Origin of the sequence: Flaviramulus sp. BrNp1-15 (assembly GCF_022259695.1) — a bacterium.
In the GTDB taxonomy this organism is placed as follows: domain Bacteria; phylum Bacteroidota; class Bacteroidia; order Flavobacteriales; family Flavobacteriaceae; genus BrNp1-15.
In genome coordinates this window covers 2,067,341-2,093,743 of the sequence record NZ_CP092099.1, presented here as the reverse complement: position 1 = coordinate 2,093,743, position 26,403 = coordinate 2,067,341, and the positions used below count along the sequence as shown (strand labels likewise).

Sequence of the window (26,403 nt, the reverse complement as noted above, 5' to 3'; positions counted from 1 at the left end):
AGCCTTTTTATTTCCTAAAATCTTACATCTTCCCCGCTTTTCTTAAAGCAAATAATATTACAATAGGTATGGCTAACAACCCAATCATTAATAAATTAGTTTCAAACAGCCATGGAGAAAGTATGAGTGTAATTATATAACCACCAATTGCACCTCCAAAATGCGCATCATGACCAATGTTTCCTATTCTATTTTTCATACCATAAATAGAGTATAATAAGTAGCCAATACCAAACACATAAGCTGGAATTGGTATAGGTATGAAGAACATATATAAACTCATACCCGGTTGTAATAGTATTGCAGAATACAAAACACCCATAACTGCGCCACTGGCACCAACAGCACTATAATGATATTCGTTTTTATGAAAATAAAGCGATAATAAACTACCTAATAGTAAACTCCCAAAATACACAATAAGAAATTGTATCGGACTTAATAGCTGTATAACCACATCTGCAAAAAAGTAAAGCGTAAGCATATTAAAAATTAAATGCTGTGTATCTGCATGTAAAAACCCAGAACTAAACAAACGTATTTGCTCACCACGTTGTACACCGCCTACTTGAAATTTATATTTTTCAAAAAAATTATAGTCATTAAATCCTTTATAAGATATAATTACGTTTGCTGCGATTATAATAATGGTTATTACACTTAAATTGCCCATAGGTTGTAAACGTTTAAAGTCAAATTAATATATATTTGCTTCTACAAATCTAAAATTAATTCATGCAATTTCTAATTTATATTCTTCTTTATCCGTTTTTGTGGATAATTTCTATGTTACCTTTTAGATTGTTATACCTATTTTCTGATTTTCTTTATATACTTATCTATCGCATTTTTGGATACAGAAAAAAAGTAGTAGCCAGTAATTTAAAGCTTGTTTTTCCTGAAAAGTCTGATGCTGAAATAAAACGCATTACAAAAGTATTTTATCATCATTTATGTGATATGATGGTTGAAGCGATAAAATCGTTAACTATTTCTAAAGCTGAAATGAAAAAACGCTTTAAGTTTACTAATGTTGAACTTATTCAAGACATAGAAAACCAGAACAAAAGCATTATTTTAATGTGTGCCCATTATGGCAGTTGGGAATGGATTTTTATACTACAAACCTATATAAAATCTAGAGGAAATGCAGTTTACAAACAGTTAGCAAATAGGCATTTTGATAAACTGGCAAAACGCATTAGAGCCAGATATAATAGTTATTTAATTACAACAAAGGATATTATTCCAACTTTAATAGAGCAGAAAAAACAAGGCATTTTGTCTGTTAATGGATTTGTATCTGATCAATCACCTAAACTAGACAAAGCTTACCATTGGAATACCTTTATGGGTATAAATGTACCTGTACACACGGGTGCAGAAATGCTTGCAAAAAAACTTGATATGGCAGTTGTGTTTTTTGGAGTAAAAAAAATTAAACGAGGCTACTATGAAACTACTTTTAAAACCATTACAGTTAACCCAAAAGAGTTTAAAGACTACGAAATTACCGATATATTTTTAAAGCTTGTTGAAGCGCAAATTTATGAAGCGCCAGAATATTATTTGTGGACACATAAACGCTGGAAGCATAAGGATAAGAAATAAAAAAAGAGGAGATTTACTCCTCTTTTTTTTTGTGCTATTTTGCAACCTCACCAATCTCAGCAATAAATTTATCGGCTAAATCATCAGCCTCTTTTTGCGATTTTGCTTCGGTGTAAATTCTAATAATTGGTTCTGTATTACTTTTACGAAGGTGCACCCAACTTTCTGCAAAGTCTATCTTTACACCATCAATAGTAGTTAATTGCTCATTTTGGTAACGGTTTTCCATTTCTTTTAAAATGCCATCAACATCTAAATCTGGTGTTAATTCAATCTTCTTTTTACTCATAAAGTAATTTGGGTATGTTTTTCTAAGCTGGCTAACACTTATATTTTTGTCTGCTAATAAACTTAAAAATAATGCAACACCAACTAAAGCATCACGTCCATAATGCGCTTCTGGATAAATAATACCTCCATTACCTTCGCCACCAATAACCACTTTATTCTTTTTCATGAGTTTAACTACATTCACCTCTCCTACTGCGCTGGCTTCGTAAGTACCTCCATGTTTTTCGGTTACATCTCGTAAAGCTCTTGTAGAGCTCATATTACTTACTGTATTTCCTGGTGTTATACCTAAGACATAATCGGCGCAAGCTACCAAAGTATATTCTTCACCAAACATATCGCCGTTTTCATCCATAAAAGCCAAACGGTCTACATCTGGATCTACAACAATACCAAAATCGGCTTTATGTTTTTTAACAGCTTCAGATAAATCGGTTAAATGTTCTTTAAGCGGTTCTGGATTATGTGGAAAATGTCCATTAGGTTCACAATACAACTTAATTACATCTACACCTAAACGCTCTAAAAGTAACGGAATAGCAATACCTCCTGTAGAGTTCACGCCATCTACCACCACTCTAAAACGGGCTTCTTCAATAGCTTTTACATTAACAAGGTCTAAATCTAAAACCTCTATAATATGTAAATCTATATAGGCTTTATTCTTTATAATTTTTCCAAGGCTATCAACATCGGCAAAATTCATTGTGTGAATTTCAGCAATTTCTAAAATTTTAGCACCTTCAACAGCATCTAAAAATTCACCTTTTGCATTTAAAAGCTTTAATGCGTTCCATTGTTTTGGGTTATGACTTGCGGTTAAAATAATTCCACCATCTGCATGCTCTAATGTTGTGGCAACTTCAACAGTTGGTGTGGTAGAAAGCCCTACATCAACTACATCAATTCCTAAACCAATTAAAGTATTCATTACTAAATTTTGCATCATCTTACCAGAAATACGAGCATCTCTACCTACTACAACTTTGTAGTTTTCTTTATCGCGTTGCTGCTTTAACCAAACACCATAAGCCGATGCAAATTTTACAGCATCAATAGGTGTTAAATTTTCGCCTACTGGTCCGCCAATAGTTCCTCTAATTCCCGAAATTGATTTTATAAGTGTCATACTTTATTTTAAAATTAAAACACAAATATAGTATTTCAAAATCGGTTTTCTTAAAACGGAATTCGTAAATTTCCCAAATGAATTACTTAGCGCATATTTATCTATCTGGCGAAAACGAATTGGTTACTATAGGTAATTTTATAGCAGACGGCATTAAAGGAAAACGTTATAAAATGTATGTAAAAGACATGCAAATTGGCATTTTACTTCACAGACATATTGACACATTTACCGATGCACATGATACCTTTAAACAAAGCACAAAGCGCCTTCATGAAAAATACGGGCATTATTCTGGTGTTATTATAGATATTTTTTACGACCATTTTTTAGCAAAAAACTGGAATAAATATAGTGATATATCATTAGACAATTACATTACCAATTTTTATCATTCGTTAAAAACACATTATAATATTTTACCACCACGTATTCAAAAAATGATGCCTTTTATGGTGAATGATAATTGGTTGTTAAGTTATGCTACCATTGATGGAATTTCTAAAGTTTTAAATGGCATGAACAAACGCACAAAATACCGTTCTAGCATGAATGAAGCTGTAAAAGAATTAGAAGAATTTTATACAGAATTTGAAAATGAGTTTACTATTTTCTTTGATGAATTGATTGCATCGTCTCATGAAAAGTTAAAAGAATTAAATAACAATTAATGATTAAACATTTTTTATACATCACTTGCTTTTTATTGCTATTTATATCGTGTAAAAAGTCTACAGAATCACCAGTAAAAAAAACGCCAAAACTTGGTTTAATTACCAAAAATGCTATGGTTGTTTCGGCGAGAGTTGAAGCTTCTATAATTGGTAGCGATATTCTTAAAAAAGGTGGTAATGCTTTTGATGCTATGGTAGCAACCCAATTAGCTCTTGCTGTAGCCTACCCTTTTGCTGGAAATTTGGGTGGCGGTGGTTTTATGGTTTACAGAAAAGCTAATGGTGATATTGGAGCTATTGATTTTAGAGAAAAAGCACCTATGGCAGCAACAAAAAACATGTATTTAGATGAACATGGAGATATTATTCCAGAAAAAAGCACACTTGGTGCTATGGCAGTTGGAGTTCCTGGTAGTATTGCAGGTGTTTTTGAAGTGCATGAAAAACTTGGCTCACTTAATATTGAAGACATTTTAACTCCAGTAATTGAATTAGCTTATAAAGGTGTTGTTGTTACAGAAAAACAAGAGGAACGCATTAAACATTATCAACCTCTATTTAGAAAAGCGAATAAAGATTCTATTGTTTTTGAAAAAATTTGGAAAGAAAACGACACCATTAAATACCCTGAATTAGCCAAAACATTAGAAGATATTCTAAAACATGGAAAAGATGAATTTTATAAAGGTGAAACGGCAAAAAAGCTTGTTAAATTTATTCAGGATAATGGAGGTATTGTTACAGAAGAAGATTTAGCCAATTACAAAGCAAAATGGCGCACACCTATCACATTTACTTATGATGATTTAAAAATTATATCTATGTCGCCACCATCAAGCGGAGGGGTTTGTTTAGCTCAAATCATGAAGATGATTGAACCTTACGATCTTCATAAATATGGGCATAATTCGGTAAAATCTATTCAAGTTATTACAGAAGCAGAACGACGTGCCTATGCAGACCGTAGCTATTATTTAGGCGACCCAGATTTTGTATATATTCCAATTACAACCCTTATTAATACGCCGTATTTAAATGAACGTATGGCTGATTTTTCATTTGATAATGCCACACTTTCTAGTGATGTATCCCACGGAAATGTTAAAATTATTGAAAGTGATGAGACCACACATTATTCAATTATTGACCAATTTGGTAATTCCATATCTGCAACTACAACGCTAAATGGTGCTTATGGCTCAAAATTGTATTGCTCTGAACTCGGATTCTTTTTAAATAATGAAATGGACGATTTTAGTAGCAAACCCGGAGAGCCCAATATGTTTGGTCTTATTGGTGCAGAAGCTAATAGTATTGTTCCCGAAAAACGAATGTTAAGTTCTATGACTCCAACTATAGTTGAGAAAAATGGAGAATTATTTATGTCTGTTGGTACACCAGGAGGCGCTACTATAATAACATCTGTTTTACAAACCATTTTAAATGTGCATGAGTTTAAAATGACCATGCAAGATGCTGTTGATGCCCCACGTTTTCATCATCAGTGGTTACCAGATGAAATTATGATGGAACCACATTCATTTGATAGAAACATTATAAAAAAACTGCAAAATTTAGGGTATTCTACAAATGAAAAAGACTCGCCAATAATTGGCAAAGTAGATGGAATACTTGTTTTGGATGACAAATCGTACGAAGGTGGTGCAGATCGTCGAGGTGATGATACTGCTGTCGGTTTTTAAAGGTTTTCGTTTTATAAAACAATAGTATTTAATAATTTAGCTCACCTAACCCATAACTTGCATCGGTCTTTTTATAATGAAAAAACCAAAAAGAATATTTAAAATAGTAACAGGAATAATCATATTTCTAACACTACCTAGTTTATTATTCTTTGGTTTTTTACATCTTAAATACAATGAAGACTTACCCACTGGCATTCAAGGAGAACAAGCGGATGCTTTAGCCTATAAAATGCTAGATGCTTTAGATTATGAAGCTTATAAAGAAACCAATTACATTGAATGGACTTTTAAAAAAAGACATCACTTTAGCTGGGATAAAGCAAATAATATTTGTGATGTGTTTTGGAAAGAATACAAAGTCACTTTAGACTTAAATAATCCATCTAAAAGTAAAGCTTTTGTGCATAGTTTTAAAACAGAAAGTGATATTGCTCAACCATTAATTGATAAAGCAGAGAAGTACTTCAATAACGATTCTTTCTGGCTAGTTGCACCCTACAAAGTTTTTGATAAAGGTGTTGAACGCAGATTAGTTAAAACAGAGGACAACAAAGAAGCATTATTAGTTACCTATACTTCTGGCGGGTCTACACCAGGAGATTCCTATTTATGGTTACTCGACGATAATGGAAAACCAATAGCCTTTAAAATGTGGACATCCATTTTACCTATTGATGGTTTAGAAGCCTCGTGGAGCGATTGGACAACCACAGAAAGTGGCGCACAATTACCAACTTTTCATAAACTTTTGGTATTAGGCTTAGAGATTGATGATGTTAAAGGAATGAAATAATTAGCCATTTTATATACGTTATCAATTTCAACTTATTTGTATTGTTAAAGTTCTGTTAATTCTAAAAAAACTTCAAGAAATTTTAAATTTTAAAAAGGCCCCAAAAAAAATGATGTTGAATCATATAAAATGCAAATCCATTAAAGAATTACCTTCAAAAAATAACATTAAAAACAACATTTAATTGCAAAAAACAACAAACTACCCAAAAGAATTTAGGGTTATATAAAATCAATATTAATCAATGGTAATAGTTTTACTTTGTATCTTAGAAATGCCAATATTAAAAACTATATCATATGAAAAATTTACTCTATTTATTAATTTTTGTTAGTGGTATTTCTTTTGCAAATACAAGTGCAGAAACCTCTTTTAACAATAACGATCCTAAAGTAGGTGATGTATTAAAAATATCAGAACCAAAAAATCTAGAGTTTAAACATATAAACTTTCCTAGATTGAACTTTATAGTTAAAAAAGGTGGATTACCTAACTACAAAAGTATTTATGGCGAGCTTGTAATTGTAAAAAAAGTAATAGACAAAGACGGGAGTGTTCATGTAATCCTGGAAAGAAAAGATGGAAAAAAATTTTTTGGAATTCAGAAACAAGTTTCTGCCAATTACAGCGAATCCATTGAAGCTGGCGAAATAGTTCGTGTAAAACCGTAAAGAAATTAAATTTCTTAAAAAAGAAGCTACTAACTGTAGCTTCTTTTTTTGTTTAAAATCTAATTAAAATACACTTTATTAGCATTTTAAAACTTATATAAATTGAAATAAGTCTATACCAAAATTTAACATCTAAAATTGTAACTTTGCACTTTTGCCAATTTATGAGCCAATTTGACGATTTTATTGAAGTAAAAGGAGCCCGAGTACATAATCTTAAAAATATTGATGTATCTATTCCTCGTGAAAAACTTGTAGTTATTACAGGACTATCAGGTAGCGGAAAATCATCTCTCGCTTTCGATACAATTTATGCTGAAGGGCAACGTCGCTATATTGAAACTTTTTCGGCGTATGCCAGACAATTTTTAGGTGGTTTAGAACGTCCTGATGTCGATAAAATTGATGGCTTATCCCCTGTTATTGCTATCGAGCAAAAAACTACTAGCAAATCGCCGCGCTCAACAGTTGGTACAATTACAGAGATTTACGACTTCTTACGTTTGCTTTTTGCCCGAGCAAGTGATGCTTATAGTTACAACACAGGCGATAAAATGATAAGCTATAGCGATGAGCAAATTAAAGCACTCATCATTAGTGATTTTAAAGGCAAACGCATTAATGTTTTAGCTCCTGTTATCCGTTCCAGAAAAGGACATTATCGTGAATTATTCGAACAAATCGCTAAACAAGGTTTTGTAAAAGTAAGAACCGATGGTGAAATTCGTGATATTGTAAAAGGCATGAAGCTCGACCGTTACAAAACTCACGATATTGAAATTGTAATCGATCGATTAAAAATTGATGATACCGCAGATAATGATAAACGCTTAACTGAAACCATTAATACAGCTATGTATCATGGTGAAGACGTGCTTTTAGTAATCGATCAAGATACACAAGAAACACGCTATTTTAGTAGAAGTTTAATGTGTCCTACTTCTGGAATTTCGTATCCAAACCCAGAACCAAATAACTTTTCGTTCAATTCACCAAAAGGCGCTTGCGATAATTGTAATGGTATTGGTACATTATACCAAGTGAATGAGAAAAAAATTATTCCAGACGATAAACTTTCCATAAAAGCTGGAGCTTTAGCACCTCATGGCCCTGAAAAAAATAGTTGGATTTTTAAACAGTTTGAAACAATTGCGCAACGCTTTAATTTTAAGTTAAGTGATGCCTTTAAAGACATTCCTGAAGACGCTAAACGCATGATTTTGTATGGCGGAAACGAAAAATTTTCTATTGAAAGTAAAACTTTAGGTGTTACTAGAGACTATAAAATAGATTTTGAAGGTGTTGCCAATTTTATTGAAAACCAATATAAGACCGCTGAATCTACTTCGTTAAAACGTTGGGCGAAAGACTATATGGATAAGGTAACTTGTCCTGTTTGCGATGGTTCTCGATTAAAAAAGGAATCGCTTTACTTCAAAATAAATAATAAAAATATAGCTGAACTTGCAAATACAGATATTGTTGAATTAGCTGAATGGTTTAATGATTTAAGCAACCACCTTTCAGAAAAACAATTAAAAATTGCTGAAGAAGTTATAAAAGAAATAAAATCAAGATTGCAGTTTTTATTGGATGTTGGATTGAATTATTTATCATTAAACCGAAGCTCTAAATCTTTATCTGGTGGTGAAGCGCAACGTATTCGTTTAGCAACTCAAATTGGTTCGCAACTGGTTGGTGTGCTTTATATCTTAGACGAACCGAGTATTGGTTTACATCAACGAGATAATGAAAAACTGATAAATTCACTGGTTTCACTTCGTGATATTGGTAACTCTGTTATAGTAGTAGAACACGACAAAGACATGATTGAACGTGCCGATTACGTGATTGATATTGGCCCTAAAGCTGGAAAACATGGTGGAGAAATTATTAGTCTTGGTTCGCCTAAAGAACTTTTAACTCATAATACACTTACTGCCGATTACTTAAATGGAACTAAAGAAATTGAAGTACCAAAAAAGCGACGAGAAGGCAACGGCAATTTTTTAGAGCTTAAAGGCTGTACAGGAAATAATTTAAAAAATGTTTCTGTAAAATTTCCATTAGGTAAAATGATTGGGGTAACTGGTGTTTCGGGTAGTGGTAAATCTACTTTAATTAATGAAACCCTCTACCCTATTTTAAATGCACATTATTTTAATGGCGTAAAAAAGCCAATGCCATATAAAAGCATTAAAGGGTTAGAGCATATTGATAAGGTAATTGATATTAATCAGTCTCCTATTGGAAGAACCCCAAGAAGTAACCCTGCTACTTACACAGGAACTTTTAGTGAAATTAGATCACTTTTTGCTAAAATACCAGAAGCCATGATTCGTGGTTATAAAGCTGGTCGTTTTAGTTTTAATGTAAAAGGCGGACGTTGTGAAACTTGTCAAGGTGGTGGTTTACGTGTTATTGAAATGAATTTTCTACCAGACGTTTATGTAGAGTGTGAAACCTGCCAAGGGAAACGTTTTAATAGAGAAACTTTAGAAATTCGTTATAAAGGAAAATCAATCAGTGATGTATTGAACATGACCATTAACGAGGCTGTAGATTTCTTTGAGCATATTCCAAAAATTTATAAAAAGCTTAAAACTATAAAAGATGTTGGTTTGGGCTACATTACGCTTGGTCAGCAAAGTACAACGCTTTCTGGTGGAGAAGCACAACGAATAAAACTAGCTACAGAACTTTCTAAAAGAGATACAGGTAACACCTTTTATATTTTAGATGAACCCACTACAGGTTTACATTTTGAAGACATTCGAGTGCTTATGCTTGTTTTAAATAAACTAGCAAATAAAGGAAATACCGTGCTTATTATAGAGCACAATTTAGACGTAATTAAAACCGTAGACCACATTATTGATATTGGTTATGAAGGCGGAAAAGGCGGTGGAAAAATAATTGTTGAAGGCACTCCAGAAGAAGTTATAAAACATAAAAAGAGTTACACCGCAAAATTTCTTAGAAAAGAATTAAATTAGCAGGCTTGATTTTTATCATCTCGCCATTAAAATTGATAATAAAAAATTATAAATACAAGATAAAACATGAGAAGTGAAAAACACCACAAAGGTTGGAATGAGATAAAAACAAATGATTCTTGGGCTATTTTTAAAATCATGGGAGAATTCGTTAACGGATTTGAAAAAATGAGTAAAATTGGTCCTTGTGTATCTATTTTTGGTTCAGCAAGAACAAAACCAGATCACAAATACTATAAGTTAGCCGAAAAAATTGCAACCAAAATTGTTGAAGCAGGTTATGGTGTAATTACTGGTGGCGGACCAGGAATTATGGAAGCTGGTAATAAAGGCGCCCATTTAGGCGGAGGAACATCAGTTGGTTTAAATATTGATTTACCTTTTGAGCAACATGATAATCCGTATATAGACCATGATAAAAGCTTAGATTTTGATTACTTTTTTGTTAGAAAAGTAATGTTTGTAAAGTACTCTCAAGGTTTTGTTGTTATGCCAGGTGGTTTTGGTACATTAGATGAACTTTTTGAAGCAATTACACTTATACAAACCCATAAAATTGGCAAGTTTCCAATTATTCTTGTTGGTACAGATTTCTGGAAAGGTTTAATGGATTGGGTAAAGGCTACCCTTTTAGACGGTTTTGCAAATATAAGTCCTAAAGATCTAGACCTTATTCATATTGTAGATACCGAAGAGGAGGTTATAGACATTTTAGATGCTTTCTATAAAGAATCAGGTTTAAGTCCGAATTTTTAGAAAATTTTTAATCCTAATTTTACGTTAATACTTGTAAATACTAACTTTCAACCATATTATATTTATGTGGTATTCACTATATTGCACCGCCTTAAATGAATTATTAACCGTTTAATGTTTAAATAAAAAATTGAAATTTCGTCTTTTAAGCGTTCTCTTATTTGCTTTCATAAGTCTTAAAAGCTTTGGTCAAAATAAAATTGATTTAAAAGCTGTTTTTGATATTGAAAACAAGCAGATTAAGATTACGCAAACCATTAAATACCAAAATGCTTCACAAGACGAATTGAAAACTATTTATTTAAACGATTGGGCAAATAGTTATTCTACTAAAAAAACACCTCTGGCAATTCGTATCGCTGATGAATATATCAACGATTTTCATTTAGCAAAAAATGAAGATAGAGGTTACACAGTAATTACTTCATTAAAACAAAATGGTGAAGATTTAGTATTTGAAAACCTTAAAAACCAAACGGATATTATTAAGGTAGAATTAAATGAGCCTTTAAAACCGAATGACTATTACACCTTAAATTTAGAATATACTGTACAAATACCAAATGCAAAATTTACAAGCTATGGTATTACACAAAATGGTGATTTAAACTTAAGATATTGGTATATAACTCCAGCAGTTTACAATAGTAAATGGCAATACTACAGCAATAAAAATTTAGATGATTTATTTGTTCCAAAATCTGATATTTCTTTAGAAATTGAATATCCAAATGGTTATGCTTTAACTTCAGAATTAGATTTAAGTAATTCGCAACAACTAACTAATAAACAGTTAGTTGAACTGAATGGCGAAAATAGGGTAAACACTAAGTTATTCTTAACCAAAAACTCTAATTTTAAAACGTTGCAAACAGATGAGTTTTCAATTGTTTCCAACATAAATGATGAAGGTCTCGAGGTTATTGACAAAGTTTTAATAACTGAAAAGGTAACAAAATTCATCTTCGATAAATTTGGTAAATATCCACACAAAAGACTTTTACTTACCCAAATTGATTATGACAAAGATCCTATTTATGGCTTGAACTTTTTACCAAGTTTTGTACAACCTTACCCTAATCATTTTCAATACGAGCTTAAATTATTAAAAATTGCTTTACACAATTATTTAGAAAACACACTTTTAATAAACCCAAGAAAAGAACAATGGCTATTAGATGGTGTTCAGATTTATTATTTAATGAAATATGTTGAAGAGCATTATCCAGATATGAAATTTTTGGGCTCTATAGCAGATTTTTGGGGTGTTCGTGCATTTCATGCGGCAGACATGAAGTTTAATGATAAATATGAATTGGCTTTCATGCTTATGGCAAGAACCAATCTAGATCAGCCTTTAACCATGCCCAAAGATTCACTGTTAAAATTCAATAAAAATATTGCTAATAAATATAAAGCTGGTATAGGTCTTAAATATTTAGACGACTTTGTAAATAGTGATATTGTTGAAAACAGTATAGAATCTTTTTTAGCTGAAAACAAATTAAAACCTACATCTACAAAATCTTTTGAAACCTATATTAAGTCTAAAACGAATAAAGATATAGATTGGTTTTTTGAAGACTATTTAACTACCAGAAAAAAAATAGATTTTAAAATTAAGAAGGTTAAAAAAACCGATGATTCTATTACGGTTACCATTAAAAACAAACGAAATAACAATATGCCAATTTCGTTGTACAGTCTTAATAACGACAGCATAGTTTCAAAAATTTGGGTTGAAAACATTGATGAAAACAAAACACTAACCATACCTAGAAATGATGCTAACAAACTGGTTTTAAACTACAACAGTGTCATTCCAGAAATTAATGCAAGAGACAATTGGAAATCGTTAAAAGGTTTCTTTTTTAATAACAAACCCTTACAATTCAGACTTTTTAAAGACATAGAAGACCCTAATTACAATCAGGTGTTTTTTATGCCAATTGCTGAATTTAATAATATTTACGACGGATTTACTTTAGGTGTAAGAGCCTATAACAAAACTGTTTTAAGGAAGCTGTTTAATTATAAAATTGAACCGCAGTATGCTTTCAAATCAAAATCTTTAACGGGTTCTGCATCAGTTTCTAAAATACATTATTTAGAAAATAGCAACCTGTATTATATCAATTACGGCATAGTTGGAAGCTACACCTCGTATGCCGATGGTTTATTTGTTAGAAAAATTACGCCTTCTTTAACATTCAGGTTTAGAGAAGACAATGATTTTCGTTCAAATAAGCGTAAGTCTTTACGATTTAGATATGTGGATATTCACAGAGATGAAGATATTAATAATGTATTAACCACAAATCAACCAAATTATAGCGTATTCAATGCGCGCTATATACATTCTAATGACAATCTTATCAATTTTAATAGATGGTACACCGATTTTCAAATAGGTGAAAAATTCAGCAAATTATCCTTTAATTTTGAGTATAGAAAATTATTCGAAAGTAACAGACAGTTAAATATTAGAGCATTTGCTGGAACATTTCTAAAGAACAACACAGACCCTAATTCAAATTATTTCAGTTTTGCTTTAGATAGACCAACAGATTATCTATTCGATTACTCCTATTTAGGACGTTCTGAAGCTACCGGTATTTTTAGTCAACAATACATTGATGCCGAAGGTGGTTTTAAGTCTAAATTAGAAACACCATTCGCAAATCAATGGATTACCACTCTTAATACAAGTACAACTTTGTGGAAATATATTCTGGCCTATGGTGATGTTGGTTTGGTGAAAAACAAATTCGATTCACCAAAATTTGTATATGATTCTGGTATAAGAATTGATTTAGTAACAGACTATTTTGAGATTTATCTTCCTGTATATTCAAACTTAGGCTGGGAGATTGGTCAACCAAATTTTGATCAAAAAATAAGATTCAAATTCACTGTAGACCCACAAGCTCTTTTAGGGTTATTCAGAAGAAGATGGTATTAAACTATTTTTGAATTATTATCACTAATATTTAATTTTATTGAAAATATATCAATGAAATTAAGTTTTAACTATTTTTTTTAAATATTATTCAAAAAATTACATCTTAATTTAATTGTAAAAAAGGTCAGATTTAGCTATTTTTGCACAAACAAAAAGCATACTTCTATGCAAACTCTAACCAATTTGAAAACTAACCTTTCGTTCGAAGACTTTAAAGCTGAAGTTATAGCTGATTATAAAATAGCTATTGAAAGTCGTGAATGTAGCTTGCTTGGGCGCCGTGAAGTTCTTACGGGTAAAGCAAAATTTGGAATTTTTGGTGATGGTAAAGAAGTCCCTCAATTAGCCATGGCGAAAGCCTTTTTAAAAGGAGATTGGAGATCGGGTTACTATCGAGACCAAACGTTTATGATGGCTATTGGAGAGCTAACCAAAGAGCAGTTTTTTGCAGGTTTGTATGCAAATACAGATATCGAGCTAGAACCTATGTCTGCTGGTCGTCAAATGGGTGGGCACTTTGTAACCCATAGTTTAAACGATAATGGTAGCTGGAAAGATTTAACAAAACAATACAACTCTAGTGCAGACATCTCTCCTACTGCCGGACAAATGCCTCGTTTACTAGGTTTAGCACAAGCCTCTAAAATTTTTAGAAATGTTGAAGGCATTAATAAAACTAATTTTTCAATAAACGGTAACGAAGTTGCCTGGGGAACCATTGGAAATGCAAGTACAAGTGAAGGTTTATTTTTTGAAACTATTAATGCTGCAGGTGTACTACAAGTACCTATGGTTATTAGTATTTGGGATGATGAATATGGTATTTCTGTTCATGCAAAACACCAAACAACTAAAGAAAACATATCTGAAATTCTTAAAGGGTTTCAACGTGATAAAGACAATAAAGGTTTTGAAATTTTACGTGTAAAAGGTTGGGATTATGCTAATCTTATAGAAACCTATCAAGAAGCTGGAGCTATTGCCAGAGAGGAGCATGTGCCAGTTTTAATACATGTTACAGAACTTACACAACCTCAAGGGCATTCTACTTCCGGTTCACATGAGCGTTATAAAAGTCCTGAGCGTTTAGACTGGGAAGCAAAGCATGATTGTAATGCAAAATTTCGTGAATGGATTATTGAAAGTGGTATTGCAACAAATGAAACCCTTACAGAAATTGATAGAGCTGCAAAACGCGAAGTAAGACAGGCAAAAAATAATGCGTGGAATACCTTTTTAAAACCTATAAAAAAAGAACATCAAGAATTAATTTCTATTCTTAAACAAGTTACTTCTGTTAGTGTTAATAGTGTATTTATTTCAAAAATAATAGACAATTTAACGACTATAAACGAGCCTACACGAAGAGATATCTTATCTAATGCTAGAAAAGCTTTAAGATTTACAATAGGAGAATCGCATAACGAGAAACAGCTTTTAAGTAACTGGATAAATGATGTTATTACTGATGCTCAACCTAAATTTAGTTCACATTTATATTCAGAAACTAGTCGCTCAAATACACTTATAAAAGAAGTAAAACCAACTTATGATGATGATGCTCAACTAGTTGATGGCCGTATTATTCTTCGTGATAATTTTGATGCTATTTTTAATGCTTACCCAGAAGCTTTGGTTTTTGGAGAAGACACAGGAAATATTGGTGATGTTAACCAAGGATTAGAAGGTTTACAAGAAAAATATGGAGAGCTTCGTGTGGCAGATACAGGAATAAGAGAAGCTACTATTGTTGGGCAAGGCATTGGTATGTCACTTCGCGGATTAAGACCAATTGCAGAAATTCAGTATTTAGATTATATTCTTTATGCATTGCAAATTATAAGTGACGATTTAGCAACCACACATTATAGAACCAAGGGCAAACAAAAATCACCGTTAATAATAAGAACACGAGGACATAGACTAGAAGGTATATGGCATTCGGGTTCTCAATTAGGTGGTATTTTAAACCTAACCAGAGGTATAAACTTACTAGTGCCAAGAAACATGACTAAAGCTGCTGGTTTTTACAATACCCTTTTACAAGGCGATGACCCAGCAATAGTTGTAGAATGTTTAAATGGATACCGATTAAAAGAGAAATTACCCAATAATTTAGGCGCTTTAAAAACACCTATTGGTGTTGTTGAAACTTTAAAAGAAGGTTCTGATATTACATTAGTATCTTACGGTTCTACCTTGCGAATTGTTGAACAAGTAGCAAAAGATTTATTAGCTGTTGGTATTGATGCCGAAGTTATAGATGTACAATCTTTAATTCCGTTTGATTTAAACCATGACATTGTTAAAAGTCTTGAAAAAACTAATCGTGTTATGATTATTGATGAAGACATACCTGGTGGTGCTTCAGCATATATTTTAAATGAAATTTTAAATACTCAAAATGGGTATCAATACTTAGATGGTGCACCAAAAACCTTAACAGCAAAAGCACACAGACCTGCTTATGGAAATGATGGCGATTATTTTTCTAAACCATCTGCCGAAGATATATTTGAAGCAGTTTACGCGGTTATGCATGAAGTAAATCCAACAGATTTTCCTAAACTAAGATAATCTTTAACCCAAACTTTACTGTCACTTCGAGTGAGTTTCATGAATATAATGAATGAAATTTGTATCGAGAAGTCTTACTTAATCATCACTATGAGTTCTCGATACAAAATTGTTGCACAATTTTACTCGAACTGACATAGCTTTCTTTATATTTATGTAGAAATTAAAATTATGGACAAAGAATCACCATTAATAACCAGAGATTGGTTAGCTATAGAACGAACAAAACTTGCCAACGAGCGCACTTTTTTAGCTTATTTTAGAACATTCATTGTATTTTTAGGTACTGGAATTACCATCTTAAAATTAGAGTTTTTCTCAGATTTAAAATCGTTTGGTATTATACTACTGGCAATTTCACCTGTAATTTTAATAATAGGTTTAGTAAGATTATTTTCTGTAAAACGAACCATAAAAAAACACTATAACGTATAGATGAAAGCAGTATCTGCAGTTGCCATAAAAAAAGAGCTAAAACATCTTTCATCTAATGAATTAATGGATTTATGCTTACGTTTATCACGATTTAAAAAAGAAAACAAAGAGTTACTCACCTATTTATTATTTGAATCTCATAACGAAAGTGGCTACATTGAAAGTGTAAAAAGCTACATGGATGAAGAATTTGAAGTAATTAATACAGATAGTTATTTCTACATTAGAAAAAGCGTTCGAAAAATTTTAAGAAATGTTAAAAAATTTATTCGGTATTCATTAAAAAAAGAAACCGAAGTAGAACTCCTACTCTACTTTTGCGAAAAACTAAAAGATTTTAAACCTAGTATAAAGCGCAGTACACAATTACAAAATATGTACAATAGGCAGCTATTGCTTGCTAAAAAAGTTATTAGTGGCTTACATGAAGATTTACAGTATGATTATAATTTGATGTTAGACGAATTATAACTCATTAAAAATCAATACTTAAACTCACATTTTTTAGTTTTAAATTATTACCTTAGCCTATCGTCTGGTATAAATCTATAAAACGATGCATATCATAACGTTGTTCCCTAAAAACAACAATAGCTTTAGTTTTATCCATTTAATATCAGAAAAATCATGAGTCAACCTAAAAGAGTATACATTCTATTAGCTACAATTCTATTTACTTTTATTGCCTGTAAAAAGAATAAACCAAATCCCAATTTAGCAAACCTAGACATCTTAAGAGGCGAGCTACTATTGTGTGGTAATGGCGAGTTTGGAGACGTTAGCTTTTCTGAATCTTGCGGTTACGAAACGAGAGAACCCTTTAATCTTGCCATTTCTTTATTACATTCTTTCGAATATATAGAATCTGAAAAAGCCTTTGTAAAAGTTATTGACAAAGATCCAGAATGTGCCATGGCGTATTGGGGTGTAGCGATGAGTATTTATCACGGATTATGGGCTCCACCAGAACAATCGGTTTTAGAAAAAGGGACAAAACTTCTTGCTGTGGCTGAAAAATTGCCCAAATCAAAAAAAGCAGAACAATATATAGAAGCTATTGGTGCGTTCTATAAAAATTGGGAAACCGTTGACAACCAAACTAGAAAAGAAGCATATGCACAAAAAATGCAACATATGTATCAAAAAAATAAAGATGATACAGAAGTTGCTATTTTTTATGCTTTAGCATTACGAGCTTCGGCTGTACCTTCAGATAAAACCTATTCAAAACAACGTGCAGCTGGAAAAATATTGGAAGAATTGTTTAAAAAAGAACCTAATCATCCAGGAATAGCGCATTATATTATTCATTCTTATGATTATCCAGAATTAGCAGAACTCGGATTAATCACTGCCAGACGTTATGCAGATATCGCACCAAATTCTGCACATGCGCAACATATGCCATCACACATATTCACGCGTTTAGGACTTTGGAATGAATCGATTAACACAAATCTTAATTCAGCTGAATCAGCAATATGCTACGCAGAAAGTATTGCTCCAGGTGCGCATTGGGATGAAGAAGTCCATGCTATGGGGTATTTGGTTTATGCCTATTTGCAAACAGGAAACAATACACTAGCCTACGATCAACACGACTATTTAAAAACATTTAAAGAACTATTTCCACCAAATTTTAAAATCGCATATACTGCTGCGGCTATTCCGGCGCGTTTAGCTGTTGAAAACAAAAACTGGGAAGAAGCTGCCAATATTGAGTTACCACTAGAGTTAAAGATAGCATGGGAGAAATTCCCTTGGCAAGCCTCATTGCTCCATTTTGCAAAGGCGTTGGGGAACATTCATATTAATAATTTAGAATCTGCGCAAAATGAACTTGATTTATTACAGGCTTTCGAACAAGAGTTGATAACATTAAAAGATACTTATAAAGCGAACCAAGTTGCAATTCAAATTAAAACCATTGAAGCGTGGATGCAATTAAAAAAAGGTAATCATGATGAAGCGGTATTACTTATGACTACTGCTGCAGATATGGAAAGTAAAACATCAAAACATCCTGTAACACCAGGTGAAATTTTACCAGCAGACGAACTTTTAGCAGATATGCTTTTAGCATTAAATAAACCACAAGAAGCGTTGGTAGCTTATGAGTTAAACTTAGATAGACGACCAAACAGATACAATGGTCTTTACGGTGCAGCCATAGCCGCAAAACAATCTGGTGATATAGAAAAAGCAACTACTTATTTTGAAACCTTACTTAAACAAACCGAAAATGTAGTTAGCGACAGACCAGAAATTAAAGAAGCAAAAGCATTTATAGACAAGAACACGATTTAATATGAGATTTAGTACATCATATTCAATGTTTATAGGTTTTATGCTTTGTTGTTTGCTCTCTTGCAATCAAACAACAAAGCAATTACCCGTTTATAATCCTGCAGATTTTAATCCAGAATTAGTAGATGTAAGTTTACAAAACACAAGTAAAAATCATACTGTTTCAGATTTTGAATTGGTAAATCAAAATGGTGAAACCATAACGCAAGACCATTATAAAAACAAAATATATGTAGTTGATTTCTTTTTTACAAGTTGCCCAACCATTTGCCCTATTATGACGACCAATATGGCTAAGATTCAAGAAGAATTTATGCAAAAAGATGAAATCATGTTTTTATCATTATCGGTAACACCTAGTATTGATAGCATTCCTGTATTACGAAAATATGCAACCGAAAAAGGTGTTATTGATTCTAAATGGCATGTAACTACAGGAAATAAAAAGCATATTTACGAATTAGCCAGAAAAAGTTACTTTGCTGTTGTTGAGCAAGGTGATGGCGGTCTACAAGATTTTATTCATACACCAAACTTCATATTGGTGGATAAGAAAAAACAAATTCGTGGCATTTATGACGGCACTAACAATGATGAAATGAAGCGTTTAATAAGTGACATGAGAGTTTTAGTAAATTGATTTCATACAAGAAAAACTAACTTAATTTATTGGTATTAAACTCGCTTAATTTTGAGTTTAAATAACAAATAATTTATACTCTAGAAGATTTTTAACCATAAGCATTTTATATCATTATCTTTGTAGTATAATGCTACAATTAAAAAACATAAAAAAGCTTCTTTTAAGCTGTTTGGTTTTGCTGGGTTTAACACTTTCTGTAGGTGTTGTTACCAATGTTGCTCCATCAAATAGTTGTGCCATTGAGCTTGTTTTAAAACAAAACAAACAGGAACACCATGCTTTTGTTGTTAATAAAACCAATGTGTTTAATGGCAATGATAAACACATATCGCATTATAATTTTTGGAGTTTACTAAATGCTAAAAATAACAACGACACTTCACGTTTTAAACTACAACAAAATATTGTTTTAAAAACCAAACCTACACGTTTAAAGATTGTTTTAAACGACATTTCTACTATAAAATCTCATTGTATTTAAGATTACTGATTTTAAAAACCAGTAATTATTAAATAATGTAATGATTTTAGGCTTTACAAGCTTGAAAGTATTACACAACACCTTGTATTACAATGAGATTTAAAAAATTTGCACGTTTATTGGTGCTTGTATTTTTTATTATACTAAGTTCCATAGTGCCTTTTCCTATAACATTTAAAAGGAAAGACAACATACCCACATACACCATAGAACAAATTGACAAAAAGGAAGATGACGAAGAAGAAACCGATGTATTTGAGGTGTCTTAATTGTTAAAAACTATTTCTGTAGATATTAGATTACATATTGATTTTGAAATTTAAAAAACCTAACTTCGTTTAACTTAAAATATAAAACATTAAAACAATTTCATTTCCAATAGTTGTGCCTAATTTTCGAAAACAAGAACTAAAAAGGAACTAACTAAAAATAATTTGAATGTAATAACATTAATCAATTAATGGAGAACAAGAAGGTTTTGAAAAAATATCCTATCAATAAATTAATAACAAGTTTATTATTATTTGGGTTTATTATTACAGGGTTTTCGGATTTACTTTTACATAGTAAAACTTCCTACTCTTCAATAATGGGAATGAATACAAGTAGGGTTTATTTCTATACATTCTTTTTACTAATAATCGGTTGTTGGCTTCTTTATAATAAATGGTTCGTTGGTATAGGGTTTATATGTTTAGCAACATTTAGCTCTTATTTTACTGAATATATTTCAATCCATAACTATTTCGCATCAATAGCCATATACATTGGTGTAATAATAGATGTAATCATACGAAAGAAAAGAAAATGGTTAATTCCATTGATTATTGTTGGAATATTACAAGGTATTGCTTTTCAAACTGGTTGGTTTAGTTACTATATGGTCGGATTTATGGAATTTTTTGGTCTATGCATTGGTTCGATTTTCATTATAAAAACAATTCAATAATGTTTAGTGCTTAAAGCTAAATGATTAACGAATCACAAACTTAAGAAGTGTATAATTCATTGCTAGCAATCGCCTACTTACAAAAATCCTCGCGGTTTTCTATTCAGTTTGTATTTGCTAAATTAATTGCTCAAACACACAACGAAATTCCCAAATCATTCACTCAATAACTTTTCAATAAAGTGATTAAATGCTGCTTTAAACTCAGTAAATTTCTCGCCTGTTGCTGGTCCGTTAAAACCGGTATGTATTTTTCTAACCTTGCCTGTTTTATCAATGTAAATGGTAGTTGGGTAAGACAATACATGATTTAGCATGGGTAATTTTTCGTTAGCTTTGGTTTTACTGCTCGTACCATATTGTGCTAGTAAAACCGGGAAATTTATACCAGTATTCTCTTTTAAACGTTTTATATTTTTAAACGCCACTTCTTCTGTTTTCACATACTCAAAAGCCAAAGCCACAATTTCTAAATCTTTGTCTGTATTCTTATTATAAAATTCTGCATAAAATTTACTTTCATCTAAACAATTTGGGCACCAAGTTCCCATAATTTGTACTAAAACCACTTTGTTTTTAAAACGTTCATCATCTAAAGACACCATAGTACCATCAGCATCAGGAAATGTAAAATTTATAGCATCGTAACCTTCTTTTAAAAAAGTGAGTTCATTTGCATCAGGTAATTCAAAAGTATCGTTACGTCTAGCTGTAAAAGGTTCTTCCCAATGGTTTCCAGAATAAAACATGCCTGTCATAGTGCTATCTGTTACTGTTGCCGTAAACAAAAAAGCATGCGCACCATCAAAAGCAGAAAGTTGCAATTGGTTATCGTTTAAAACACCTTCTAAAAATCGGTAATCGCCGGTTGTAGTTCTAAAAGTTCCGGTTACGATATTGCCTTGTTGTTTAAAAATACCTTTGGCAATGTATCTATCTTCTGCTTCATGAGGGCTAAAAACGGTTTCCCAGTTTCCAGAAATGTTGTGTTTTGTGGATTTTTCAGACACATTAAATCTAGAGTTATTTTTATCAGCTTTAAAAGGCATCACTCTATTTAAATTAGGTTTTACATAACTTCCGCTAAGTGTTTCATCTTCTATTTTAGCCACTATAAAACCTTCAAAAACTGGTGTTTGTATATAAACTGAATCATTTTTATAGGTAATTTCATTTACATCTATAACTTCTTCAGCATTAAAAACCTTTAAAGTATGTTCAGAAATCACTTCAAAATTAAATGGTAAGTTAAGTGAATCATTCACTTTTAATTCTGCTCTGTAAGTTCCTGCTTCAAGTTTGTTAATTTTCACTTCTGATTTACAAGAAAACATAAAAGCTAATACCAACAAGATTAAAATCCTCATAATTATTATTTAAAACCTATTAATCGTAATTCGAGCAAGATACTAACAAAATATTTTTTTAGGTTACAATTTAGAACGCTTTGTTTGAATGCTAGCCTCAATATTTTATCTTTGCGCCCTATTAAATATTAATCTATCTTATGAAGATTTCATATAACTGGCTAAAACAATTTTTAAAAACAGATTGGACACCAGAAAAAACTGGCGAATTACTAACAGATTTAGGTCTTGAAGTGGAAGGTATTGACGAATACCAATCTGTAAAAGGCGGCTTAAAAGGCGTTGTTGTTGGCGAAGTTTTAGCCTGTGTAAAACACCCAAATGCCGATAAATTAAAACTTACAACTGTAAATATTGGCGAGGACGAACCTTTACAAATTGTTTGTGGAGCTCCTAATGTTGCTGCGGGACAAAAAGTACCTGTTGCCACAATTGGAACTACTTTATATACTGAAGAAGGTGAAGCGTGGACCATTAAAAAAGGTAAAATACGCGGTGAAGCCAGTCATGGAATGATTTGTGCCGAAGATGAATTAGGTTTAGGAAAATCTCATGATGGTATTCTAGTATTAGATAACGCTATTGAAGTTGGCACACCTGTTGCCGATATTTATAAAATTGAAAACGACCATGTTTTTGAAATTGGATTAACTCCAAACAGAGCAGATGCCATGAGCCACTTAGGTGTTGCTCGCGATTTAAAAGCTGGATTAGTACAAAAAGAAATAAGTCTAGAGCTTATAACGCCATCGGTTAGTGCGTTTCATGTAGATAGTAGAACATTAAAAATTGATGTTAATGTTATTAATAAAGATTTAGCGCCACGATATTCTGGTGTTACTATTTCTGGTATAAAAGTAAAAAAATCACCAAGTTGGTTACAAAATAGATTAAAAGCTATTGGTTTAAGCCCTATAAATAATGTGGTGGATGCTACAAACTATGTACTTCATGATTTGGGACAGCCTTTGCATGCTTTTGATGCGGTAAAAATTTCTGGGAATAAAATTGAAGTTAAAACTTTAAAATCTGGTACAAAATTTACAACATTAGACGGTGTAGAACGCGAATTACATGAAGATGATTTAATGATTTGTGATGTCGAAAAACCGATGTGTATTGCAGGTGTTTTTGGTGGTATAGATTCTGGAGTTACAGAAAGCACGACGAGTATCTTTTTAGAAAGTGCTTATTTCAATCCGGTTAGTATTCGTAAATCGGCTAAAAGACACGGATTAAATACAGATGCTTCTTTTAGATTTGAACGTGGTATAGACCCAAATATTACAGAATATGCTTTAAAACGTGCTGTATTGTTAATTCAAGATCTTGCTGGTGGAGAAATTACCAGCGATATTATTGATTTATATCCAAATAAAATCAAAGATTTTGAAGTACGTTTAAGTTTTGAAAATGCTAAAAAGTTAATTGGTGAAGAAATTCCTAAAGAAACTATAAAACGCATTTTAACCTCTTTAGATATTAAAGTAAATAATGTTACAGAAGCTGGTTTAGGTTTAACCGTACCTGCATATAGAAATGATGTGGAGCGTGAAGCTGATATTATTGAGGAAGTTTTACGTGTTTATGGTTATAACAATATTGCCATTACAGAGAAATTAAATGCTTCTATTTCTAATACTTCGAAATTTGAAGATTATAAAATTCAGAATATTGTTGGAAACCAATTAGTATCGCAAGGGTTTTTCGAAATACTTTCAAATTCGTTAACAACACCAGATTATGTTGCTTTAAGCGAGCAATTAAAAGATGAGCATAACATTACTATGCTAAATCCTTTAAGTAATGATTTATCTGTTTTAAGACAGTCTCTATTATTTTCAGGATTAGAAGCCTTATCATTTAATATTAACCGAAAACGAAGTGATATCAAACTTTTTGAATTTGGTAAAACATATCACGGTTATGATGACAAACGCGAAGAGTTTAAACATTTATCATTGTTTGTAACAGGAAATCAAACACAAGATAGTTGGTTAACTTCAGGCAAAAAAAGTGATTTCTTTTACCTAAAAGGAAGTATAACCGCAATTTTTGATCGCTTAGGTATTTCAAGATATAATGAAACACCTACTAAAAATGATTTTTTTAGTGAAGGTTTAAGTTTAAGTTTTGGAAAAAACAAACTGGTAGACTTTGGATTAGTTAAAAAATCTATATTAAAACATTTTGATATTTCTCAAGAGGTTTTGTATGCAGATTTTAATTGGGATACCATTTTAGATGTTATTAAACACAACAAAATAACATTTAAAACCATTACAAAATATCCAGAAGTAAAACGTGATTTTGCATTGTTATTAGATGATAATATTACTTTTGAGTCTATTTACAAACTTGCTAAACAAAGTGAAAAACAATTGCTTAAAAATGTGAATTTATTTGATGTTTATCAAGGTAAAAACTTACCAAAAGGTAAAAAAAGTTACGCTGTTAGTTTTACATTACAAGATGAAAACAAAACGCTTACCGATAAGCAAATTGATAAGATTATGAATAAACTGCAAACTAGTTTTGAAAAACAATTAGGTGCAGAGTTGAGATAATTATTATGTCTTTTAAATATAGTTTCATTTTTCTTTGCTGTTTTTTTATTAGCAATAATGTAATCTCGCAAGATGCGCTTTATAAAATTAATCAAGATAGCTCCTCTACTTGGACACTTTTAAAATATGATGTCAATACTACTTGGAAAGGTGTAAAACATTCATTTACAAAACCTTTACATTGGAAAGAAAAAGATTTTGTTAAACTAGGTGGTTTAATTGTAGGTACAGCTGCATTATCATTTGCAGATGAAGAGTTTGATCATTTTATTGATAGACAACGAAGTGATTTCCCTGGAGTAGTTAGAGATTTTGGTTGGTATTTTGGTAGTCCACAAAACTATTTTATGGCAAATGCCGGTTTATATGGTTTTGGATTACTAACAAAAAATGAAAAAATAAGACGAACTAGCGTTTTAATAATAACATCTTCTATTACAACTGGAGTAATACAAACGCTTGCAAAAAACGGTTTCGGTAGAGCAAGACCCGGTACAGGTTTGGGAGCGCATTATTTTAAGCTTTTTTCTAAAGAACCTGGACTTCATTCTTTTCCTTCTGGACATACTATTTTATCTGTAACCATGTCACATGCCATAGCAAAGCAATTTGATAACACATGGGCCAAAGTTGGTATTTATTCGCTTGGAGCTATTCCTCCTCTTTCAAGGTTAATTGATGGCGCACATTGGTTAACAGACATAACCCTTAGTGCTGCCATAAGTATTATTGTGGTTGATAGTATTGATAAATTCTTGTCCAAAAATGAATCTCATGGTATAGTCAACCCAAAGGCTAACAAAATTTCTTGGAATGTTCAGTTTTCTGGTAACAAAATAGGATTGGTTGGTACTTTTTGATTTAATTTAGTGCAGCTATTCAAATACATTAAAAATTTTGTATATTTAAGTATACTCAAAAAACACTTAGCTATGCACGATTCAAATTATATTAAAATATACTCAGGAGACATTATACTCGTTCAACGTATTATTTCTGAATTAGGAAAAGTAGATATTAACGCTGTAGTTAAAGATCAGAATGAGTCTGGGCTTGACCCCAAAATTTATGGAGGTCATTCACTACAAGAAATATATGTTCATAAAGATGAGCTAGATAAAGCTGTTTTAGTTGTAGAACAAATTACTTCAGAATTGCAGAATTAAATCTCTTTAAAATAATGATTGCTAGAATTTGGCATGGTACTACAAAAGCAAGTGATTACGAGGAATATTCACAATTTATGATTGTAAAAGCCATTCCTGATTACCAAAAAACTACAGGTTTTAAAAAATTATCTTTTTTACGAAGATTAGATAACAATATTGCACACTTCACCCTAATAACGTATTGGGAAAACTTAGAAGTTATTAAAAATTTTGCTGGAAAAGATTTTGAAAAAGCAAAATACTATCCTGAAGACAAAAAATATCTCTTAGAATTTGAACCAAACGTGATACACTATGAGGTGTTTGCTGATTAAATAGA

General features: G+C 31.6%; 23 protein-coding genes. 20 read left to right on the top strand and 3 right to left on the bottom strand.

What is annotated here, in order from left to right:
* Positions 1 to 22 precede the first annotated feature (22 nt).
* Complete coding sequence (locus tag MBM09_RS09175; RefSeq protein WP_238673406.1) at positions 23 to 673, bottom strand: rhomboid family intramembrane serine protease; 651 nt, start codon at positions 671 to 673, stop codon at positions 23 to 25.
* 62 nt (positions 674 to 735) lie between these two features.
* Between MBM09_RS09175 and MBM09_RS09170 the strand changes: the two genes are divergently transcribed.
* Positions 736 to 1,611 carry a lysophospholipid acyltransferase family protein gene (locus tag MBM09_RS09170; protein ID WP_238673405.1) on the top strand — a complete coding sequence of 292 codons (876 nt, stop codon included), beginning with the start codon at positions 736 to 738 and terminating at the stop codon, positions 1,609 to 1,611.
* Between the two features lie 34 nt (positions 1,612 to 1,645).
* Here MBM09_RS09170 and glmM read toward each other — a convergent pair whose 3' ends face one another.
* Positions 1,646 to 3,031, bottom strand: coding sequence for a phosphoglucosamine mutase (gene glmM, locus MBM09_RS09165; protein WP_238673404.1), 1,386 nt, complete (start codon positions 3,029 to 3,031; stop codon positions 1,646 to 1,648).
* A gap of 77 nt (positions 3,032 to 3,108) precedes the next feature.
* On the opposite strand from glmM, the gene MBM09_RS09160 reads away from it, so the two are divergent.
* The 15 genes from MBM09_RS09160 to MBM09_RS09090 all read left to right on the top strand — a co-directional run bounded on the left by MBM09_RS09160 (position 3,109) and on the right by MBM09_RS09090 (position 20,981).
* Positions 3,109 to 3,702 carry an ACP phosphodiesterase gene (locus tag MBM09_RS09160; protein ID WP_238673402.1) on the top strand — a complete coding sequence of 198 codons (594 nt, stop codon included), beginning with the start codon at positions 3,109 to 3,111 and terminating at the stop codon, positions 3,700 to 3,702.
* Positions 3,702 to 5,408, top strand: coding sequence for a gamma-glutamyltransferase (ggt, locus tag MBM09_RS09155; protein WP_238673401.1), 1,707 nt, complete (start codon positions 3,702 to 3,704; stop codon positions 5,406 to 5,408). The genes MBM09_RS09160 and ggt overlap by 1 nt, the downstream gene beginning before the upstream one ends.
* Before the next feature lie 76 nt (positions 5,409 to 5,484).
* Positions 5,485 to 6,204 (top strand): hypothetical protein, encoded by a 720-nt coding sequence (locus tag MBM09_RS09150; RefSeq protein WP_238673400.1) that lies wholly within the window; start codon positions 5,485 to 5,487, stop codon positions 6,202 to 6,204.
* Between the two features lie 299 nt (positions 6,205 to 6,503).
* Positions 6,504 to 6,875 carry a hypothetical protein gene (locus tag MBM09_RS09145; RefSeq protein ID WP_238673399.1) on the top strand — a complete coding sequence of 124 codons (372 nt, stop codon included), beginning with the start codon at positions 6,504 to 6,506 and terminating at the stop codon, positions 6,873 to 6,875.
* 164 nt (positions 6,876 to 7,039) lie between these two features.
* On the top strand, positions 7,040 to 9,871 hold the full coding sequence (gene uvrA, locus MBM09_RS09140; RefSeq protein WP_238673398.1) for an excinuclease ABC subunit UvrA: 2,832 nt from the start codon (positions 7,040 to 7,042) through the stop codon (positions 9,869 to 9,871).
* A gap of 66 nt (positions 9,872 to 9,937) precedes the next feature.
* Positions 9,938 to 10,627 carry a TIGR00730 family Rossman fold protein gene (locus MBM09_RS09135; protein ID WP_238673397.1) on the top strand — a complete coding sequence of 230 codons (690 nt, stop codon included), beginning with the start codon at positions 9,938 to 9,940 and terminating at the stop codon, positions 10,625 to 10,627.
* Positions 10,628 to 10,757: 130 nt separating this feature from the next.
* A complete protein-coding gene (locus tag MBM09_RS09130; protein ID WP_238673396.1) occupies positions 10,758 to 13,589 on the top strand; it encodes a metalloprotease in 2,832 nt (943 codons plus the stop codon).
* Positions 13,590 to 13,754: 165 nt separating this feature from the next.
* Positions 13,755 to 16,166, top strand: coding sequence for a thiamine pyrophosphate-dependent enzyme (locus tag MBM09_RS09125; RefSeq protein ID WP_238673395.1), 2,412 nt, complete (start codon positions 13,755 to 13,757; stop codon positions 16,164 to 16,166).
* A gap of 171 nt (positions 16,167 to 16,337) precedes the next feature.
* Positions 16,338 to 16,601 (top strand): DUF202 domain-containing protein, encoded by a 264-nt coding sequence (locus MBM09_RS09120; RefSeq protein ID WP_238673394.1) that lies wholly within the window; start codon positions 16,338 to 16,340, stop codon positions 16,599 to 16,601.
* On the top strand, positions 16,602 to 17,072 hold the full coding sequence (locus MBM09_RS09115; RefSeq protein ID WP_238673393.1) for a hypothetical protein: 471 nt from the start codon (positions 16,602 to 16,604) through the stop codon (positions 17,070 to 17,072). It abuts the gene before it with no gap.
* Positions 17,073 to 17,228: 156 nt separating this feature from the next.
* The gene (locus MBM09_RS09110) at positions 17,229 to 18,908 is read left to right on the top strand and encodes a hypothetical protein (protein ID WP_238673392.1); all 1,680 of its coding nucleotides are present in this window, start codon (positions 17,229 to 17,231) and stop codon (positions 18,906 to 18,908) included.
* 1 nt (position 18,909) lies between these two features.
* A complete protein-coding gene (locus MBM09_RS09105; RefSeq protein ID WP_370569646.1) occupies positions 18,910 to 19,548 on the top strand; it encodes an SCO family protein in 639 nt (212 codons plus the stop codon).
* A gap of 130 nt (positions 19,549 to 19,678) precedes the next feature.
* Positions 19,679 to 20,032, top strand: coding sequence for a hypothetical protein (locus tag MBM09_RS09100; protein WP_238673391.1), 354 nt, complete (start codon positions 19,679 to 19,681; stop codon positions 20,030 to 20,032).
* A 92-nt stretch (positions 20,033 to 20,124) separates the two neighbouring features.
* A complete protein-coding gene (locus tag MBM09_RS09095) occupies positions 20,125 to 20,301 on the top strand; it encodes a hypothetical protein (protein WP_238673390.1) in 177 nt (58 codons plus the stop codon).
* 191 nt (positions 20,302 to 20,492) lie between these two features.
* Entirely contained in the window at positions 20,493 to 20,981 is a 489-nt protein-coding gene (locus MBM09_RS09090; RefSeq protein WP_238673389.1) for a hypothetical protein, read from the top strand.
* Positions 20,982 to 21,136: 155 nt separating this feature from the next.
* Here MBM09_RS09090 and MBM09_RS09085 read toward each other — a convergent pair whose 3' ends face one another.
* Positions 21,137 to 22,348: a peroxiredoxin gene (locus tag MBM09_RS09085; protein WP_238673388.1), complete on the bottom strand. Its 1,212-nt coding sequence runs from the start codon at positions 22,346 to 22,348 to the stop codon at positions 21,137 to 21,139.
* A gap of 140 nt (positions 22,349 to 22,488) precedes the next feature.
* On the opposite strand from MBM09_RS09085, the gene pheT reads away from it, so the two are divergent.
* The 4 genes from pheT to MBM09_RS09065 all read left to right on the top strand — a co-directional run bounded on the left by pheT (position 22,489) and on the right by MBM09_RS09065 (position 26,398).
* A complete protein-coding gene (gene pheT / locus MBM09_RS09080; RefSeq protein ID WP_238673387.1) occupies positions 22,489 to 24,915 on the top strand; it encodes a phenylalanine--tRNA ligase subunit beta in 2,427 nt (808 codons plus the stop codon).
* Between the two features lie 5 nt (positions 24,916 to 24,920).
* Positions 24,921 to 25,775: a phosphatase PAP2 family protein gene (locus tag MBM09_RS09075; protein WP_238673386.1), complete on the top strand. Its 855-nt coding sequence runs from the start codon at positions 24,921 to 24,923 to the stop codon at positions 25,773 to 25,775.
* 72 nt (positions 25,776 to 25,847) lie between these two features.
* Complete coding sequence (locus MBM09_RS09070) at positions 25,848 to 26,081, top strand: putative signal transducing protein (RefSeq protein WP_238673385.1); 234 nt, start codon at positions 25,848 to 25,850, stop codon at positions 26,079 to 26,081.
* 14 nt (positions 26,082 to 26,095) lie between these two features.
* Positions 26,096 to 26,398 carry an antibiotic biosynthesis monooxygenase gene (locus MBM09_RS09065; protein ID WP_238673384.1) on the top strand — a complete coding sequence of 101 codons (303 nt, stop codon included), beginning with the start codon at positions 26,096 to 26,098 and terminating at the stop codon, positions 26,396 to 26,398.
* Positions 26,399 to 26,403 lie beyond the last annotated feature (5 nt).